Origin of the sequence: Mariniflexile gromovii, from assembly GCF_017814435.1 — a bacterium.
Lineage (GTDB): Bacteria > Bacteroidota > Bacteroidia > Flavobacteriales > Flavobacteriaceae > Mariniflexile > Mariniflexile gromovii.
This window is the reverse complement of record NZ_JAGJCB010000002.1, coordinates 163,680-182,436: the sequence shown is the minus strand read 5'-3', so window position 1 is coordinate 182,436 and position 18,757 is coordinate 163,680. Positions and strand designations below refer to the sequence as shown.

Sequence of the window (18,757 nt, the reverse complement as noted above, 5' to 3'; positions counted from 1 at the left end):
GTGTTTCTATCGTTTAAGTTTTGTGGAAATATGAAATAAAGCATCCCCCTGGTAAACAATGGGCGATTCGTTCACATTAATGATATATCCTGAGTTTTGGGCTTTTACGGCTTGGTTTAATTTGCCATAGGGGTCGGTTATGTATCCTAAAACATCGCCTTTTTTTACATGGCTGCTAATGGCAATAGTGGCTCTAAACATACCTGAAAAGCTAGCACGTTGCCAGCGGCTTTCATTAATAAAAACGGTGTCTTTTTTTGGTTTAGTAGCTTTAGCTTGCGAGTTTAGCATTCCTAAATGTTTTAAAACACGTTTTGAGCCATTAACGCCATGGTTGGTAATATTCTCATCTATGTGAAACGATTTACCGCCTTCAAAAAGCAACATGGCTTTTCCTAATTTGTAACAGCTGTTTCTAAACGATTTATTTAAGTTTTTAGAATACAAAACGAAGGGTGCAGCAAAAACCTTAGCCAACTCGTTAAGATGTCTGTTTTCTTTTGAAATACGTATTTGAGGTGCGTTAAAACGTCCGGAACCACCAGTATGAAAATCGATAATACAATCTACACAGGGCACAATATCGTGTATGAGTTTATGGGCAACCCTACTGGCCAAAGAGCCATCAACCGTACCCGGAAACACACGGTTTAAATCCCTGCCATCGGGAAACTCACGTTTTAAGTTTATAAATCCAAAAACATTGATGACGGGAATGCAAATAATGGTGCCAATTTTTGGTTTGTTAATGCCACTGGCTATGAGTTGCCTAACAATTTCAACACCATTTACTTCATCACCATGAATGCCTGCAGTGAACAGCACGATAGGCCCTGGTTTTTTAGCGCGTTCAATAATAATGGGAACGTTTACGGGGGATGAGGTGTGAAGATTGGCAACATCAAAATCAATTTCTTTGCTTTCGCCGGGGTATATTTTGGTGTCTAGAATAGTTAAAATATTGTTCACTAAAGTCATACGAAACCTAATTTATTTTAACGCTGGTGTCTGTTTTTTTCAATGTACGTGATGATGCTTTTGGCAATATTTCTACCTGTAGCTTCTTCAATACCTTCTAAACCGGGTGTAGAATTTACTTCTAAAAGCAACGGTCCACGTGCCGATTGCAGCATATCAACCCCGCAAACAGGAAGTTTAAGAACACGCGATGCGTTCATGGCCAATTTTAATTCTTGCTCATCTAGTTTTATAACTTGGGCTGAACCCCCACGGTGTAAGTTTGAACGGAATTCACCTTCTTTCCCTTGGCGTTTCATGGCGCCTACCACTTGTCCATCAACAATTAAAGCGCGTAAATCGGCACCTTTAGCTTCCTTTATAAATTCTTGAACGATAACACGGGCTTCTAAACCATTAAAAGCTTCTAAAACCGATTCTGCAGCATTTTTGGTTTCAGCTAAAACAACCCCCAAACCTTGTGTGCCTTCCAGTAATTTTATAATAACGGGTACACCGCCAACGTGTTCTATCACTTCTTCAACATCGCGTGAGTAATTGGTGAAAACGGTTTTTGGCATGCCAATTCCGGCTTTACTTAAACGCTGTAAACTACGCAGCTTGTCCCTAGAACGCTGTATGGCATCAGACGTTGCGATGGTGAACACATTCATCATTTCAAACTGCCTTACCACTGCACACCCGTAAAAGGTAATGGAGGCGCCAATTCTAGGAATTACGGCATCAACATAATCTAAATAGCGGTCTTTGTAATATATGGTTGGTTTTTCCCTTTCAATAATAATATCGCATTTTAAGGGGTCTATCACTTCAACTTTATGGCCTCGTTTTTCACCTTCTTCAACAAGTCGGTCGGTTGAATATAGATTAGAATTTCTTGATAATATAACTATGTTCATAGGAGTTTTGTGTTATAGGAAACGTTTTCTAAATCTACATCAACTAGAAATTTCCGTTTTAAAAATTGCCTGCCAATTAGCACAGGAAACCTCATGTCATTACGTGTGCTTAAAGTTAGGTTAATCTTATAGGTCTTTCCAAAAAAAATGACTTCAGATTTTATTTTATATCGGTTTTCTTTCAATCCGTTGCTGCTTTTTACAACGGTACTTGAGTATTCGTTAAAAACAATCTCGGTTTTTCCAAAATTTTGATGCTTATCACTGTTAAAAACGCATCGTAACGTGTTGTTTTCTTCAATAATTTCATCATAATGAATGGTAGATGTATAAGCGCCCGTATCAACTTTAACATCAATATTGAATAGACCCAATTTAGGGAAATCTATTTTATCAACTCTACCAATTACTTTTTTGTTCATTTTATGGTTTTAAAATGTGCTGCAATGTAACGAATAGTTAGGTAGCTTCAAAAGTTTAACAGATTTATACAGGCGTATTTTATCAATAAAAAATTAAAATAATTACCTTTACGTTAATGGATAAACCTACTTTAGAAATACAATTACAAACCTTACCAAATCAACCAGGGGTGTACCAGTATTATGATGCTGATGGCACTATTCTTTACGTTGGAAAAGCCAAAAATTTAAAGAAACGGGTTAGTAGTTATTTTACAAAAACGCACGATAATGGTAAAACGCGTGTGCTGGTGAAAAAAATTGACACCATAAAGCATATTGTGGTAGATACTGAAACTGATGCCTTGTTGCTAGAAAACAACCTTATTAAAAAGTATCAGCCCAAGTATAATGTAATGCTGAAAGACGACAAATCGTACCCTTGGATTTGTATAAAAAACGAGCGTTTCCCTAGAGTGTTTTCTACCCGCCGTGTTTTTAAGGATGGCTCGGAATATTTTGGCCCCTATACCAGCATGAAAACGGTTCATACCCTGTTGGATTTAATAAAAGGGCTGTATTCGTTGCGAAATTGCAATTATGATTTAGCTGAAAATAAAATTGAAGCAGGCAAGTATAAAGTGTGTTTAGAGTTTCATTTAGGAAATTGTAAAGGCCCTTGCGAGGGTTTGGAAACCGAACAGGAATACAACGAGAACATTAAGGATATCAAAGAAATTTTAAAAGGAAATTTTAAAGATTCGTTGCAGCAGTTCAAGCTTCAAATGAAGCAATATGCTGAAGACATGCGTTTTGAAGAAGCTCAAAAAATTAAGGAAAAGATTGAGGTTCTTGAAAATTACCAAGCAAAATCTACCATTGTAAACCCAAAAATCAGCAATGTAGATGTATTTTCCATAATGAGCGACGAAAGTTATGGGTATGTCAATTTTTTACAGTTATCTTACGGGTCCATCATTCGTTCGCATACTTTGGAAATTAAGAAAAAATTGGATGAAACGGATGTTGAGTTGTTAGAGTTGGCAATTACAGAAATTCGTCAGCGTTTTCATTCGAAATCAAAAGAAATATACGTGCCTTTTAAAGTGGAGTTGGGTGAAGGCATTAAAGTAACCGTGCCACAATTGGGCGATAAAAAACATATATTGGATTTATCGCTTAGAAATGCTAAATATTATCGGATGGAAAGGTTCAAACAGGATAAAATTGTAGATCCTGATAGACACGCCAACCGTATTATGGCACAAATGAGAGCCGATTTAAGATTGCATGAAGAACCACGACATATAGAATGTTTTGATAACTCGAACATACAAGGAACCAACCCCGTTGCTGCTTGTGTGGTTTTTAAAAACGGAAAGCCCAGTAAAAAAGATTACCGCCATTTTAATATTAAAACGGTAGAAGGTCCAGACGATTTCGCTTCGATGGAAGAAGTGGTATACCGGCGTTATAAACGCATGTTGGACGAGGAACAATCATTACCACAACTCATCATTATAGATGGAGGCAAAGGGCAATTATCATCAGCCTTAAAAAGTTTGGATGCGTTGGGTTTAAGAGGAAAAATAGCAATCATCGGAATTGCAAAGCGTTTGGAAGAATTATTCTACCCAAACGATCCAATTCCATTATATTTAGATAAAAAAAGCGAAACGCTAAAAGTCATACAACAATTACGAAATGAAGCGCACCGTTTTGGTATAGAACACCATAGAAATAAACGTAGTAAAAGTGCATTAAATACAGAGTTGGAAACAATTCCTGGCATAGGCGAAAAAACGATTGTAGATTTATTAAAACATTTCAAATCGGTAAAACGTGTTGCCAATGCAAAATTAGATGAGTTAGAACCGGTTGTTGGAGTATCTAGAGCTGAAAAAATATATAATTACTACCATAATAAATAGAACATTCAAAATTAACACATGAAATATATTTTAACCTTAATGCTGTTTTTTGTTTGTTTTGAGGGAATTTCTCAAGACACGGAAAACGACGGGGTTAAAGTTGGTTTAGTACTAAGTGGAGGTGGTGCCAAAGGGTTGGCGCATATTGGTGTGTTAAAAGTCATTGACAGTCTTGGTGTAAAAGTAGATTATGTGGCAGGAACAAGCATGGGTGCTATTATTGGAGCGCTTTATGCTTCTGGTTATACAGGTAATCAACTCGATTCCATTTTTAGGGTTATTGATTTTGATAACTTAATAAACGACGATTTACCAAGAGATTCGAAAGCATTTTATGAGCGTGATAATTCTGAAAAGTATGCCATAACATTGCCGTTCGAAAATTTTAAAATTAAATTACCTTCAGCATTATCAAGAGGTCAAAATACCTATAGCTTATTTTCAAAACTCACGTTGCATGTCAGTGAAATTAATAATTTTAGCGAGTTGCCCATACCATTTTTTTGTATTGCTACCAATGTGGAAACAGGGCAAGCAGTCATGTTGGATTCGGGTAATTTAGCCCAATCCATGATGGCAAGTGGTGCGTTGCCTTCATTATTTCAGGCGGTTAACATTGGCGGTCAAGTTCTAATTGATGGTGGTGTGGTTAACAATTACCCCGTAGATGAGTTGCGCTCCAAAGGCATGGACGTAATTATTGGAGTAGATGTACAAGATGGATTGGCTACTAGAGAAGAATTAGCATCGGCACTAGATGTGTTGGTTCAAATAAACAATTTCAGGACCATCAACGATATGAAATTGAAGATTAAGAAAACCGATATTTATATTAAACCAGATATAAAGGACTATTCGGTAGTATCATTTAGTGAAGGTTCAAAAATTATTGAAAATGGTAAACAGGCAACTGTTGAAAAAGCTAATGTTTTAAAAAGATTGGTTCGAAGAAATCAAATAGCATCAAAACAAAAAGTTAATTGTGCTGTAAACGATAGTATTACTATTAACAATATAGTTATAAAAGGAAATGAAAAATATACCAGGGCCTATGTTTTAGGTAAGCTGAAATTAAAAAACAATGAAAAAATCAGTTATGAAAGGTTCAATAACGGCATTAATAATTTGGTAGCTACAAATAACTTCGATTCTTTTGAGTACAAATTAAATAGAAGTGAAGACAAAGAGGGGTACGATTTAATTGCTAATTTAAATGAAACTAAAACTACGACCTTTTTAAAACTGGGTGTGCATTTTGATGATTTGTACAAAAGTGCCGCTTTGGTTAATTTTACTAAAAAGAGATGGCTGTTTGATAACGATGTGGCGTCTTTAGATCTTATTTTAGGCGATAACGTACGTTATAATTTCGAATATTTTATAGATAATGGTTTCTATTGGAGTATCGGGTTAAGGTCTAGATACCATCAATTTAATAAAGATATTAGCGCAAGCCTCTTGCTAGACGATGCACAATTAACTAGTACTGGATTGAATAAGATAGATGCGAAATTACAAGATCAAACCAATCAAATGTATGTACAAACCTTATTTAGAAAAGATTTTGCTTTAAGTGCTGGTTTAGAGCATAAGCGGTTGGAAATAAAAACAGAAACACTTACAACCAATAACCAAACCAATCGGTTTGTTTTCGAAAGTACCGATTATTTAAGTGTTTTTGGTGGATTAAGATTAGATACTTACAACAATAAATATTTCCCAAGTAGTGGTGTGTATTTTGATGGCGATTTGCACATGTATATATACGCATCCAGTTTTAACGAAACTTTTGAAAACTTTTCATTGGCAAAGGCAAATATGGGGTATGCTTTTAGTGTTTCAAACAAATTAGCGTTTAATGTACAAACAGGAGGTGGCTTTAAAATTGGAGATAGATCTACCCAAGCTTTAGATTTTGCATTGGGAGGCAATGGCAATAATTTAATAAATAACTTTATTCCATTCGTGGGGTACGATTATATTTCCCTTACGGGGAACAGTTTTGTAAAGGCATCTTTAACTGCCGATTATCAATTGTTTAAAAAACATCACATTACTCTAGAAGGGAACTGGGCAAATGTTGATGATAATATTTTTGAAACAGGCGAATGGTTTACGCTTCCAGATTACAGAGGTTACGCTTTAGGTTACGCCATCGAAACCTTTATCGGGCCTATTCAGGCTAAATACAGCTATTCACCAGAAGGAAACCAGAGCTATTGGTTTTTTAATGTTGGTTTCTGGTTTTAACAAATTCTTAAACATTCTCCGTAATTTTTTCACGATATTTGTTAGGTTATGCAACATTTTTGGCAAGACTTATTACTATTTCTGCACTTCCTTATCAAGAGAAATCCTGAATAAGCTTACTTTATTGTATCTTTATATGTAATTGATTTTTAGTTCAATGCTACCCTTAGCGCAGTCGATAGGGGTTAACTTTGAACATAATACTTTTAACTTTTAAATTTTTAAAGTATGCCTTTTTATCATAAATTAGGAAACATTCCGCGCAAACGCCATACCCAATTTAGAAAATCCGATGGCAGTTTGTATTCCGAGCAGTTATTTGGTACCATTGGGTTCGATGGTATGTATACAAATAGCTACCACGAACAACGACCCACGCAAGTAAAAGAAATAAAAAAACAATACAGTGTAGCGCCTAAAATAGCCAAGGCAAACAACATACAGTCGTATAAGTTGAAAGGCTTTCAAATAAAACCAGAACGCGATTATTTAGAAAGCCGAAAAACAGTATTGGTCAATAAAGATTGTGCCATTATTTTAGCGGCACCTACTCAAAGAAAACAAGATTATTTTTATAAAAACACCGATGCTGATGAATTGATTTTCATCCATAAAGGTTCGGGAAAACTAAGGACCATGTTAGGGAATCTCGATTTTAAATACGGCGATTATTTGTTGGTGCCACGAGGTGTTATTTATAAAATAGATTTTGATACGGAAGCGAATAGGCTGTTTATTGTTGAATCTCGCCGCCCTATTTACACACCAAAACGTTACCGTAATTGGTTTGGGCAATTATTAGAACATGCGCCATATTGTGAACGTGATATCCGAAAGCCACAAGAACTAGAAACCTATAACGAAACGGGCGACTTCCTAATAAAAGTAAAAAAACAAAATGATATTATAGAAATGGTGTACGCATCGCACCCGTTTGATGTAGTAGGGTACGATGGTTATAATTACCCGTATGCCTTTTCCATTCACGATTTTGAACCCATAACGGGGCGCATCCACCAACCGCCACCAGTGCATCAAACCTTTGAAACCGATGCCTTTGTGGTGTGTAGTTTTGTACCACGACTTTACGATTACCATCCACTTTCCATCCCCGCGCCATACAATCATAGCAATATAGATAGTGATGAGGTGCTGTATTACGTAGATGGCGATTTTATGAGCAGAAACGATGTTGAAGCGGGTCATATCTCGCTACATCCTGCAGGTATTCCGCATGGGCCACATCCAGGAGCTACCGAGCGTAGCATAGGAAAAACCAAAACCGATGAACTAGCAGTTATGGTAGATACGTTTAAACCACTTATGGTAACAGAAGAAGGTATGAAAATTGCCGATGACGATTATCATAAATCGTGGCTTTCTTAAATAGAAGAATCGAGAATATAGAAGCTAGAATAAAGAAAATGGATAAAAGAATAAGACACAATTATAAGAATTTAAAGATATGGAAACTAGGTATTGAAATAGTTGATGACGTTTATGAGATTATAAGTGACTTTCCTAAAGATGAAAAATTTGGATTGATTTCACAAATTAGTAGATGTTCAATTTCCATTCCAAGTAACATTGCAGAAGGTTCGTCTAGAACAGATAAATCTTTTTCCCATTTTATTGATATATCTCTAGGCTCTTCATTTGAACTTGAAACACAATTAATAATAGCATTCAAAAGAAATTATATAACAAGAGAAGCACTAATGAAACTTGAAGAAAAAATTGAAGAATTTCAAAAAATGACTATGAGCTTTCAGAATAAGCTCTAAAAGTCTTTCTTCTATATTCTAATTTCTCTTTTCAAAAATTCAAAAAATGAGTAAAAACATAAAAACAGTAAACTACGGTTTAGAAAAAATATTCGAAGGGGCACAAGATTTTTTGCCACTTCTAGGAACCGATTATGTAGAATTCTACGTGGGCAATGCCAAACAAGCGGCGCATTTTTACAAAACAGCATTTGGTTTTCAATCATATGCCTATAAAGGTTTGGAAACAGGTTCAAAAGACCAAGTAAGTTATGTGCTTAAACAAGATAAAATAAGGTTAGTTCTTACTACGCCTTTAAACAGCAAATCACCTATAAACAAGCACATAGTTAAACATGGCGATGGCGTAAAAGTCATTGCGCTTTGGGTTGAAGATGCAAAAAAAGCATATCAAGAAACCACCAGTAGAGGTGCAAAATCATATATGGAACCCGTTGTTGAAAAAGATGAACATGGCGAAGTAGTACGTGCAGGTATTTATACCTATGGCGAAACGGTACATATGTTTGTAGAGCGTAAAAACTATAAGGGTACATTTTTACCAGGTTTTAGAAAATGGGAATCTGAATACAATCCAGAACCTGTGGGTTTAAAATATATAGACCACATGGTAGGTAATGTAGGTTGGGGGCAAATGAATACTTGGGTAAAATGGTATGAAGATGTTATGGGTTTTGAAAACTTTCTATCATTTGATGATAAGCAAATCCATACCGAATATTCAGCATTAATGAGCAAGGTAATGAGTAATGGCAACGGACGCATAAAATTCCCAATAAACGAGCCCGCAAAAGGGAAAAAGCGTTCTCAGATTGAAGAATATCTCGATTTTTACGAAGGCGCAGGCGTGCAGCATATAGCTGTAGCAACCGATGATATTATTAAAGCCGTGAGCCAACTAAAATCAAGAGGCGTCGAGTTTTTGTCAACCCCACCCGAAGCTTATTATAAAGCAGTTCCTGAACGTTTACACGAACATAATCATGAATTGCGTGAAGATATCGAAACACTAAAAAGTTTGGGTATCATGATTGATGCCGATGAAGAGGGCTATTTATTGCAAGTTTTCACAAAACCAGTAGAAGACAGGCCCACGTTATTCTTCGAAATCATCCAGCGCATGGGTGCAAGAGGTTTTGGTGCAGGAAATTTTAAAGCACTTTTTGAATCCATAGAGCGTGAACAAGCCAATAGAGGTACTCTTTAGTTTTTATAAAAAGAGCCATCATTTTAAATGATGGCTCTTTTTTTTTGTAACAAATTAACGTAATGGTCTTCTTAATAAATACAAACAGTTTAAGTTATTTTTTTATTTTTGGAACAGTAATTGCAAATCCCTATTAAATAACATAAATATGTAATTCAAGAATTTAATTACAATTACCCCAACAAGATGAAAAAGATACTACTTATAATAACGGCAATAATAATCACACAAATAACCTTTGCACAACAGGAATCGGCGTTTGGTGATGGTGAATGGTTCCAGTTTAAAATGAGCTATAGTGGTTTTCTAACAGCTGGAAACGCTTCCCTTAGTGTGAAAGAAACCAAGCTTAATAATAAAGACGTGTACCATGTAGTTGGTAAAGGTTGGACATCTGGTATGATAAAATGGTTTTTTAAAGTGAAAGACCGTTATGAAAGCTATTTTGATAGAACAACACTACTTCCTTATAAATTTATTAGGAATATAGATGAGGGTGGCCACACAAAAGATCTGGAAGTAGAATTTGACCAAAACAACAATAAAGCATACGTTAACGATAAAAAACACAAAACCAAAGCTGTTTACGATACCAAGCCTAATATTCAAGATATGGTGTCAACGTATTATTATTTGCGTAATAAAATCAATATTAATACTTTAAAAGTTGGTGATGAGATACGTACCGATATGTTTTTTGATGAAGAAAATTACGGGTTCAAATTACAATATTTAGGTACAGAAATTATTGATACCGATTTTGGAAAAGTAGAGTCGTTAAAATTCAGGCCCTATGTTATGGCAGGTCGGGTTTTTAAAGAAGAAGAAAGTTTAACACTTTGGGTGTCAAAAGATAAAAATAAAATACCTTTGCGTATTAAGGCAGATTTAAGAGTAGGTTCTCTGCGTGCCGATTTAGAAGCTTTCAAAGGATTAAAACACCCTTTTAAAATAGTTGTTGATAATTAAAAGACATTTTGAAATCTAGAATAAACGACCAACTTAAGGATAAATACGAGGCAATAGACCAAGATTTAGATGCCTATTTAGAAGGCTTATTGCACAGTAAGCCCATAAACTATTGGGATTATATTCAAACGGATGCCTTGTTGAACCTTCAAATACAACGCACCGTTTTTCCAGACGAGATGGTATTCATCATATACCATCAAATAAATGAGTTGTTGTTTAAAATGGTACTTGTTGAAATAGATCAAGTGGCCAAAAGCAAAGAGCTAACCGTTGAATTGTTTACCTCTAAACTCATGCGCATCAGCCGTTATTTTGATATGCTTACTTCTTCATTCAGCATTATGAAAGATGGTATGGACGTCGATCAATACAACAAATTTAGAGCAACATTAACACCAGCAAGCGGGTTTCAAAGCGCCCAATACAGAAAAATTGAATTTGCTTCTACTGAATTGATAAACTTAATAGACAAACGATTCAGAGATACAATCGATAGAAATTCTTCCTATGAAAACGCTTTCGAGCATTTATATTGGCAAGCCGCTGGAAAGAATTATAAAACAGGCAAAAAAAGTTATACATTAACAGTTTTTGAAGAAAGATATAAAGGCGAATTTATTAGATTTGCCCAGTTTTATAGCACAAATAATTTATACTCTAAATTTAAAGAACTTCCTAAAGAAGCCAGGGAAGACAAAGAGTTAATTAACGCCATGCGCCATTTTGATTATACGGTAAACATCAAATGGGTTATGGCGCATTATAATACAGCAAATCATTATTTAAATATTGGCGGAAAAACCGCTGAAGCAACAGGAGGAAGTGAATGGGTAAAATACATGCATCCAAAGTATCAAAAAAGAATATTTTTTCCGGACTTATGGACAAAGCAAGAAATAGAAGAATGGGGAGTAAATATTTAGTAGTTTTATTGGCATTATTAAGCATTATTGCGTGTAAAGAAAAAGAGCAGCCAGTTGAAGAAGTTGTAGTTGTAGAAAAGCCTGCCGACATTTACGAGTTTGGTTTTAATTTAAGCGATTTTGTTGTAAAGAGAGATACCGTAAGAAGTGGTGATAGTTTTGGTGTTATTTTAGAGCGTAACAAAATTGGTTATCCAAGAATTTTTTCAATAGCAGAAAAAGCAAGAGATACGTTCGATATCAGACGCCTTCAAATAGGAAAACCCTACACTTTGCTTTGTTCTAAAGACACTTTGGAAATTCCCAAACATTTCATTTATCAACCCAATCAAGAAGAATTTGTTGTTATAAGTTTTCAAGATTCCATTCACGCTTATACCAGTAGAAAGCCCATTAAATATGTTGAAAAATCGGTTACAGGCGTTTTAAATAGCAGCATCTCCCAAGAGTTGGATAAAAAAGGCATCAGTCCTATTTTAACCAACATGTTGGCCGAACAAATTTATGCGTGGACTATTGATTTTACAAGACTTCAAAAGGGCGATTCGTATAAAGTAATTTACACTGATAAATATATTGATGACACTATTTATGCAGGTGTACATAAAGTAAAAGCTGTAGTTTTTAATCATAAAAATACGCCATATTATGCCTTTAGGTATCGAACAGATTCTATTAAAAACATACATGAATATTACAATGAAGCCGCTAAAGATTTGCGTCGTGCCTTCTTAAAAGCACCTGTGCAATTCAGTAGAATATCATCTAAATATAACTTAAACAGACGCATTGCTTACTATGGTTTTGCGTTACGCCCTCATAAAGGAACCGATTTTGCTGCGCCTATTGGAACTCCCATTTTAGCCACCGCAAACGGAACGGTTACCGAATCGCAATATAAAGGGGGTAATGGTAATTATGTAAAAATCAGGCATAATAGCACTTACGAAACCCAATATTTGCACATGCAAAAACGAAAAGTTAGAGTTGGGCAACACGTAAAACAAGGCGATGTGATTGGTTGGATAGGAATGACCGGAAACACTGGAGGTCCGCACGTGTGCTACCGCTTTTGGAAGAATGGGAAACAGGTAGATCCATTCAAAGAAAAATTATCACAATCAGAACCTATCGCAGAATCTTTAAAAGGCGATTATTTGAATTTTATCAGACCAATAAAGCTTAAATTAGATGCGCTACCTATTTTTGATGATTCAAAGGAAAAAGAGGTAAAAACTACTGTAACTCAAAAAGAATAAATTATGGCACTACCAACCATCAACCCAACAACAACAAATGCTTGGAAAAAACTTCAAGAGCATTTTAATAAAGTTAGTAACAATCATATGAAAGATTTGTTTGCTCAAGATAAAGACAGGGCAAATAAATTCACGATTAAATGGGATGATTTTTATGTAGATTTTTCCAAAAACAGGATTACTGAGGAAACTTTAAAGTATCTGTTGGAATTGGCCGATGAGGTAAAATTGAAAGATGCCATTAAAAGTCAATTTTCTGGGGAAATAATAAATGAAACCGAAGGTCGTGCCGTATTACATACTGCTTTACGCGCACCAAAAGATGCCAATTTTAAGGTAGAAGGCGTGAATGTAATGCCCGAAGTATATGCCGTAAAACAAAAAATAGAAGCGTTTACCAATCAAGTAGTAAATGGCGAACTTAAAGGTTTTACAGGAAAAGCATTTACCGATGTAGTAAACATTGGTATTGGTGGGTCCGATTTAGGTCCGGCCATGGTTGTAGATGCACTTCAATACTACAAAAATCACCTAACAACTCATTTTGTGAGCAATGTAGATGGCGACCACGTAAACGAAGTTATTAAAAAGCTAAACCCAGAAACAACACTTTTTGTAATTGTTTCAAAAACGTTTACAACACAAGAAACACTTTCAAACGCCAATACGTTGAAAGCATGGTTTTTAAAATCGGCTAACGAAGAAGCAATTGCTAAACAATTTGTGGCGGTTTCAACCAATATTCAAAATGTAAAAGCTTTTGGTATAGATGAAAACAATATTTTTCCCATGTGGGATTGGGTTGGCGGTCGTTTTTCATTATGGAGCGCTGTTGGTTTAACCATTAGTTTAGCTGTTGGATATAAGAATTTTGATAGCTTGTTGCAAGGTGCCAATAAAATGGACGAGCACTTTAAAAATGAAGATTTTAAAACCAACATCCCTGTTGTTTTAGCATTGATCAGCGTTTGGTATAATAACTTTTTTAAAGCTGAAAGTGAAGCCATTATTCCGTATTCACAATACTTAAATCAATTTGCTACGTATCTTCAACAAGGTATTATGGAAAGTAATGGTAAAAGTGTTGATAGAAATGGCAACCCCATAGATTACCAAACAGGAACTATTATTTGGGGAGAACCAGGAACCAATTCGCAGCATGCTTTCTTTCAATTAATACACCAAGGGACTAAATTGATTCCTGCCGATTTTATTGGTTTTACAAAATCGTTACACGGAAACCAAGACCATCAAGATAAATTGATGTCTAACTTTTTAGCACAAACCGAAGCATTGTTAAATGGAAAAACAGAACAAGAGGTGTTGGCCGAAGGAGCTTCAGAAACCTTAAAACCTTTTAAAGTATTCCAAGGCAATAAACCTACAAATACAATATTTATTAACAAGTTAACACCAGAAAGTTTAGGTAAATTAATAGCAATGTACGAGCATAAAATATTTGTACAAGGCATTATTTGGAACATATTTAGTTACGACCAATTTGGTGTAGAATTAGGCAAGCAATTAGCTAGTAAAATTTTACAAGAATTTAACAATAGCGCAAGTAATAGCCATGATTCATCAACTCAAAATTTATTGGATCATTACAAGAAAATGTCTTAAATAACAGTAAATTCTTAATAATATTCTTAAAAAAAAGCATTTATATGAAAATTATAAATGCTTTTTTGTTTATACAGTAAGAATCTGATATGTTAACAATTACATAATAATTATGCGATATTAATACGTAATTTTGCAGCGACTAATTCAATTAATTAATCTTTATTATGAAAAAAACTACTCAATTTTTATTGATGGCTGTAGTGTTATTGTTTTCTACAGTTTTGATGGCTCAAGGTACTATAACGGGTACTATTGTGGATGCCGAACTTAATTCGCCGCTACCAGGAGCGAATGTTGTTGAAAAAGGAACCACTAATGGTGTTTCTTCCGATTTTGATGGTAAGTTTAAATTAGAAACTACTACAACTACCGGTCAAATTGTTATTTCCTTTGTTGGTTACAGTTCAGTTACTTTAAAATTTACTGGAAATACTAATTTGGGTAACATTAAATTAACTCCTGATAATTCACTTGATGAAATTGTAATTATTGGTTCTGGAATTATCGATTTGGCTGAAGGTAGAGAAACGCCAATTGCGGTTTCAACAATTAAAGCTAGCCAAATCCAAGAAAAAGCTGGAAATTTCGATTTACCAGATTTGTTAAAATCAACGCCTTCTGTACAATCGGTTCAAGCTGGTGGTTTTGGAGATGGTCAAATGTTTTTACGAGGGTTTGACCAAACCAATACAGCATTTTTATTAAATGGACAGCCAATTAATGGGATGGAAGATGGTAAAATGTACTGGTCTAACTGGTCTGGAGTACTGGATGTTGCCAATGCGGTACAGGTGCAAAGAGGTTTAGGTGCTTCTAAATTAGCAATCTCATCAGTTGGAGGTACGGTCAATATTGTTACAAAAACTATTGACAGAAGAGAAGGAGGTTTTTTGCAGCAAATGATTGCTAATGATAATTATACAAAAACTACAGCCTATTATTCTACAGGTGTAAATGAAAAAGGTTGGTCTTTTTCGGCTTTGCTTGGTCACTGGCAAGGTGAAGGTTATGTAGAAGATACCGACGGACAAGGGCAGACTTATTTTTTCTCTGTTGGTTATAAGCCGAATGAAAATAATACATTTAATTTCTTGTTAACTGGCGCGCCTCAATGGCATGCAGCAGCAGGCAGTGGTTCTATCAAGTCGTTTTTAGATAATGGTAGAAAATACAATTCATGGAATTTTAGCGGTGTAAATAGTAAAAACTTATTACAAAGCGGTAAGTATCCAGGTGGTAGAAACATTTACCATAAACCAGTGGCTAACGTAAGCTGGGATTTGGACATTAATGATAATTCATCTTTATCTACTGTACTTTATGGTTCTATGGGTAGAGGTAGCTTTGCACAAGCTATTACTTCTGGAGGTAATTTAACCTATGCAAGAGGCTCTAATAATAATCATAATTGGTACGGGTTAGTAACGAACTATAACAATCAATTAAGTGAGAACTTAAATCTTAATGTGGGTGCAGACGTGCGTTTTTATAACGGAATACACTTTAGAGATGTAAGAGAGTTTATTAGTATAAGTTCTGTTAATGCAACAAGTGGTTATAGCGGAAGTTATCAATTAACTGAAGAAGGAGGAATAAATCCATGGACTGTATTCTTTAATCCAAATACAGACCATGAAGAGCGATTTGGCTATGACTATGAAGAGCAAATTAACTATGGTGGCGTATTTGGACAATTAGAGTACACAAACGATAGTTTTTCAGCATTTTTTCAAGGAGCTATTTCTACACAATCGCATGTTAGAACAGAGTATTTAAATGCATCTGCAATAGGGCAAGCTGATGAATCTGAAAAAGTAAATAACCCAGGTTTTAATGTTAAAGGAGGTGCAGGATACAGCTTAAATGATTTCAATAAAGTGTTTGTAAATGCAGGGTATTATTCTCGCCAGCCATTCCATAGTTTCTTATTTCAAAATGATAGAGGAAGCAATGCGCTATTGGATCCAGTAGTTGAAAATGAAAAAATAACAGGTTTCGAAGCAGGTTACCAATTGGGAGGTGATAAAGTGAAAGCTAATGTAAACTTATACCACACAACTTGGGACAATAGAACTATTGTAAATAGTAATGGGCAGGTAGGCAATGCGTTTATTAGTTACCAAACAAGAGGGGTTAAGGAAGTGCATATGGGTGTAGAATTGGAGTTGATGACCAAGCCCTTAGATAATTTGGACTTAAACGGATTTGTTTCAGTAGGAGATTGGGAGTTTGTTGGAGATGGATTTATAACAGCATTCAACAACGATGGTGACGATATTTCAGATACCGAATTAACAACCAGAGTAGCTCCATTAGATGGTGAAAAAGTTGGTGGTGCTGCACAATTCACAGCTGGTGTTTCTGGTAGATACGAGTTTTTACCAAGATTTAGTATTGATGCTAACTGGAATATGTACAACAATTTGTATTCAAATATCGGTGCTGGTTCTGGAGCATTAAAAATGCCATCATATAATACTTTAGATACTGGTTTATCATATAAAATGTTATTAGGTGAAAATGATACTAAATCATTACAATTCCGTGTGAACATTTATAATGTTACTGATGAACTTTATTTAGAATCTGTTTTCGGTAATACCGCAGCTTCGTCTAATCCTTCTGAAAACTGGAAAGGTATCAATACATCAAATACAGGTAGATTTGGTTACGGTAGAACATGGAATTTTAGCATGCGTTATAATTTCTAATCCTATCTCATTATAATATTACATCAAACCGCTTCTATTGAAGCGGTTTTTTTATGTTTTAAATTATTACATTTGTGCTATAAACTTTTAAAAACATAATTCATGTACAATGTTGTATTAAAGCTACATTCTTATTGGGCTTACTTAGTGCTTTTAGTGTTAATTATTGCGGTTATAAATGCCTTAATAAAAGTATTTGGAGACAAAGAATATGAAGCTAAAGATTTTAGAATATCATTATTCACTTTAATTGTGTCTCATATTCAATTGCTTATTGGCTTGGTGCTTTATTTTGTGTCACCTAGGTTTGAATTATGGAGCGAATTAGGCGGTGGGGTAATGAAAGACTCCCTGTCACGATTATATTTGGTAGAACACCCGTTAGTAAATATAATAGCTGTAGCTTTAATTACCATTGGTTATTCAAAACATAAAAAGAAGTTAACTTCAAAAGCAAAATTAAAACCATTGGCTGTTTTCTATTCCATTGCGTTGGTATTGCTTTTATCAAGAATCCCTTGGAGCATCTGGTTAGCTTAAAAACTAGCATAAAAAAAGAGGCTATCTAAAAAGTCTATATATTGTCAAACTGAACTTGTTTCAGTTTCTAACAAATATTTATTATCAACGAGTTAAGATTCTGAAATGAATTCAGAATGACACTTGTTGATACTTTTCAGATAGCCTCTTTTGTTTTTATATATAACGGAAATTAATTGGCAACTTCCCTTACAAGGTACACATACACAGGGAAATGGTCGCTATAGCCATCGGTAAACCCACCATAACTCCAACTACGTTTTGGGTAGCCTTTATAAGCGCCAGCTTTTTCAATTAAATAGTTTTTATTGTAAATCCCAGATTTGTAAAACCTAAAAGACGAATAATCTTTTTCAAGCAATGGTTTTGTAAACATTATTTGGTCAAATAAACTCCAAGCATCCCTATAGGCCGTAGTGCCCAAACCGTCTTTAAAATAGTTTTCATAAGGGTTGTAAATACCTTTAAGTCCTACTTTGTCTTTATTTTTTTCAGTTTTTAAAACCTTTTTAACGCTTTCATTGGTTGGGTCGTCATTCAAATCGCCCATAACAAAAACCTTAGCATAAGGGTCTATAGATTGCAACGAATCGACTAAACGCTTAGTTAATTTGGCAGCTGCAACACGTTTAGGTCTGCTTCTAGCTTCTCCACCACTTCTAGAAGGCCAATGGTTTACTATAAGATGAATCAAATCGCCTTCCAATTCACCACTCACTAACAGTTGGTCTCTGGTATAAACACGTTTTCTGGTTTGGTCGTCAAATATTTTCAATTCATGGGTACTTGTAGAAATGGGTGTAAAAAGCTTTTTCTGGTACAATAGGGCCACATCAATACCTCTGGCGTCTGGCGAGTGGTAGTGTACAATGCCATAATCTTTATCTCTTAGTAAAGTGTCGTTTACAACATCTTCCAAAACCTCTCTGTTTTCAACTTCGCAAACGCCAATAATAGCTGGAGCGTTGTTGGTGTCTTCTTTTCCAATATCGGCTAAAACACTTGCCATGTTTTTCACTTTCTTCTTGTAGATCCCTTCCCTGTTTATGTTTAGTTCCATAATAGGGCTTGCTTCATCAAATTTAGTAGGGTCATCCACAGGGTCAAACAAGTTTTCTAAATTATAGAACGCAATGGTATGTATTTTATATACCTTTTTGTCTTGTGCGTTAACCTGTGCTATGAAGCACAAAAAGAAGATTAAAAAATGAAATTTAATGTTTTTCATTAGTGAAATGTTACGTTAATGTTATTTTGGTTACAAAATATAAGCCAA

At 35.0% G+C, this 18,757-nt stretch carries 15 protein-coding genes; 11 read left to right on the top strand and 4 right to left on the bottom strand.

The features are described from left to right. Positions 1 to 6: 6 nt before the first annotated feature. From J8H85_RS02695 to J8H85_RS02685, 3 genes are read right to left on the bottom strand one after another with little or no spacing between them, the layout of a single operon-like run. Entirely contained in the window at positions 7 to 978 is a 972-nt protein-coding gene (locus J8H85_RS02695; RefSeq protein ID WP_209652436.1) for a succinylglutamate desuccinylase/aspartoacylase family protein, read from the bottom strand. A gap of 17 nt (positions 979 to 995) precedes the next feature. Further along, positions 996 to 1,877: a 30S ribosomal protein S6--L-glutamate ligase gene (gene rimK / locus J8H85_RS02690; protein WP_209652434.1), complete on the bottom strand. Its 882-nt coding sequence runs from the start codon at positions 1,875 to 1,877 to the stop codon at positions 996 to 998. Further along, complete coding sequence (locus J8H85_RS02685) at positions 1,874 to 2,299, bottom strand: ATP-dependent zinc protease family protein (protein WP_209652432.1); 426 nt, start codon at positions 2,297 to 2,299, stop codon at positions 1,874 to 1,876. The genes rimK and J8H85_RS02685 overlap by 4 nt, the downstream gene beginning before the upstream one ends. A gap of 116 nt (positions 2,300 to 2,415) precedes the next feature. Between J8H85_RS02685 and uvrC the strand changes: the two genes are divergently transcribed. The 11 genes from uvrC to J8H85_RS02630 all read left to right on the top strand — a co-directional run bounded on the left by uvrC (position 2,416) and on the right by J8H85_RS02630 (position 17,481). Continuing rightward, on the top strand, positions 2,416 to 4,209 hold the full coding sequence (gene uvrC, locus J8H85_RS02680; protein ID WP_209652430.1) for an excinuclease ABC subunit UvrC: 1,794 nt from the start codon (positions 2,416 to 2,418) through the stop codon (positions 4,207 to 4,209). Between the two features lie 18 nt (positions 4,210 to 4,227). After that, the gene (locus J8H85_RS02675) at positions 4,228 to 6,459 is read left to right on the top strand and encodes a patatin-like phospholipase family protein (RefSeq protein WP_209652428.1); all 2,232 of its coding nucleotides are present in this window, start codon (positions 4,228 to 4,230) and stop codon (positions 6,457 to 6,459) included. Between the two features lie 228 nt (positions 6,460 to 6,687). Next, positions 6,688 to 7,845, top strand: a complete 1,158-nt coding sequence (locus J8H85_RS02670) for a homogentisate 1,2-dioxygenase (protein WP_209652427.1) — start codon at positions 6,688 to 6,690, stop codon at positions 7,843 to 7,845. Positions 7,846 to 7,883: 38 nt separating this feature from the next. After that, positions 7,884 to 8,243, top strand: a complete 360-nt coding sequence (locus J8H85_RS02665) for a four helix bundle protein (RefSeq protein WP_209652426.1) — start codon at positions 7,884 to 7,886, stop codon at positions 8,241 to 8,243. A gap of 46 nt (positions 8,244 to 8,289) precedes the next feature. Continuing rightward, entirely contained in the window at positions 8,290 to 9,450 is a 1,161-nt protein-coding gene (gene hppD / locus J8H85_RS02660) for a 4-hydroxyphenylpyruvate dioxygenase (RefSeq protein ID WP_209652425.1), read from the top strand. Between the two features lie 186 nt (positions 9,451 to 9,636). Further along, positions 9,637 to 10,419, top strand: a complete 783-nt coding sequence (locus tag J8H85_RS02655; RefSeq protein ID WP_209652424.1) for a DUF3108 domain-containing protein — start codon at positions 9,637 to 9,639, stop codon at positions 10,417 to 10,419. Positions 10,420 to 10,427: 8 nt separating this feature from the next. Beyond that, positions 10,428 to 11,345 (top strand): tryptophan 2,3-dioxygenase family protein, encoded by a 918-nt coding sequence (locus tag J8H85_RS02650; protein ID WP_209652423.1) that lies wholly within the window; start codon positions 10,428 to 10,430, stop codon positions 11,343 to 11,345. Beyond that, positions 11,327 to 12,604 carry a peptidoglycan DD-metalloendopeptidase family protein gene (locus tag J8H85_RS02645; protein WP_209652815.1) on the top strand — a complete coding sequence of 426 codons (1,278 nt, stop codon included), beginning with the start codon at positions 11,327 to 11,329 and terminating at the stop codon, positions 12,602 to 12,604. The genes J8H85_RS02650 and J8H85_RS02645 overlap by 19 nt, the downstream gene beginning before the upstream one ends. Positions 12,605 to 12,607: 3 nt before the next feature. Next, positions 12,608 to 14,227 carry a glucose-6-phosphate isomerase gene (gene pgi, locus J8H85_RS02640; protein WP_209652422.1) on the top strand — a complete coding sequence of 540 codons (1,620 nt, stop codon included), beginning with the start codon at positions 12,608 to 12,610 and terminating at the stop codon, positions 14,225 to 14,227. A gap of 167 nt (positions 14,228 to 14,394) precedes the next feature. Next, a complete protein-coding gene (locus J8H85_RS02635) occupies positions 14,395 to 16,941 on the top strand; it encodes a TonB-dependent receptor (protein WP_209652421.1) in 2,547 nt (848 codons plus the stop codon). 102 nt (positions 16,942 to 17,043) lie between these two features. Further along, a complete protein-coding gene (locus tag J8H85_RS02630; protein WP_209652420.1) occupies positions 17,044 to 17,481 on the top strand; it encodes a hypothetical protein in 438 nt (145 codons plus the stop codon). A 172-nt stretch (positions 17,482 to 17,653) separates the two neighbouring features. On the opposite strand, the gene J8H85_RS02625 is transcribed toward J8H85_RS02630, so the two are convergent. Beyond that, on the bottom strand, positions 17,654 to 18,709 hold the full coding sequence (locus J8H85_RS02625) for an endonuclease/exonuclease/phosphatase family protein (RefSeq protein WP_209652418.1): 1,056 nt from the start codon (positions 18,707 to 18,709) through the stop codon (positions 17,654 to 17,656). Between the last annotated feature and the right edge of the window lie 48 nt (positions 18,710 to 18,757).

Coding starts and splice junctions, on each gene's coding strand:
- J8H85_RS02630 (WP_209652420.1), top strand. CDS start 17,044: ATGTACAATGTTGTATTAAAGCTACATTCTTATTGGGCTTACTTAGTG.
- uvrC (WP_209652430.1), top strand. CDS start 2,416: ATGGATAAACCTACTTTAGAAATACAATTACAAACCTTACCAAATCAA.
- J8H85_RS02670 (WP_209652427.1), top strand. CDS start 6,688: ATGCCTTTTTATCATAAATTAGGAAACATTCCGCGCAAACGCCATACC.
- J8H85_RS02655 (WP_209652424.1), top strand. CDS start 9,637: ATGAAAAAGATACTACTTATAATAACGGCAATAATAATCACACAAATA.
- J8H85_RS02625 (WP_209652418.1), bottom strand. CDS start 18,709: ATGAAAAACATTAAATTTCATTTTTTAATCTTCTTTTTGTGCTTCATA.
- J8H85_RS02675 (WP_209652428.1), top strand. CDS start 4,228: ATGAAATATATTTTAACCTTAATGCTGTTTTTTGTTTGTTTTGAGGGA.
- J8H85_RS02685 (WP_209652432.1), bottom strand. CDS start 2,299: ATGAACAAAAAAGTAATTGGTAGAGTTGATAAAATAGATTTCCCTAAA.
- J8H85_RS02635 (WP_209652421.1), top strand. CDS start 14,395: ATGAAAAAAACTACTCAATTTTTATTGATGGCTGTAGTGTTATTGTTT.
- hppD (WP_209652425.1), top strand. CDS start 8,290: ATGAGTAAAAACATAAAAACAGTAAACTACGGTTTAGAAAAAATATTC.
- J8H85_RS02665 (WP_209652426.1), top strand. CDS start 7,884: ATGGATAAAAGAATAAGACACAATTATAAGAATTTAAAGATATGGAAA.
- J8H85_RS02645 (WP_209652815.1), top strand. CDS start 11,327: ATGGGGAGTAAATATTTAGTAGTTTTATTGGCATTATTAAGCATTATT.
- pgi (WP_209652422.1), top strand. CDS start 12,608: ATGGCACTACCAACCATCAACCCAACAACAACAAATGCTTGGAAAAAA.
- J8H85_RS02695 (WP_209652436.1), bottom strand. CDS start 978: ATGACTTTAGTGAACAATATTTTAACTATTCTAGACACCAAAATATAC.
- rimK (WP_209652434.1), bottom strand. CDS start 1,877: ATGAACATAGTTATATTATCAAGAAATTCTAATCTATATTCAACCGAC.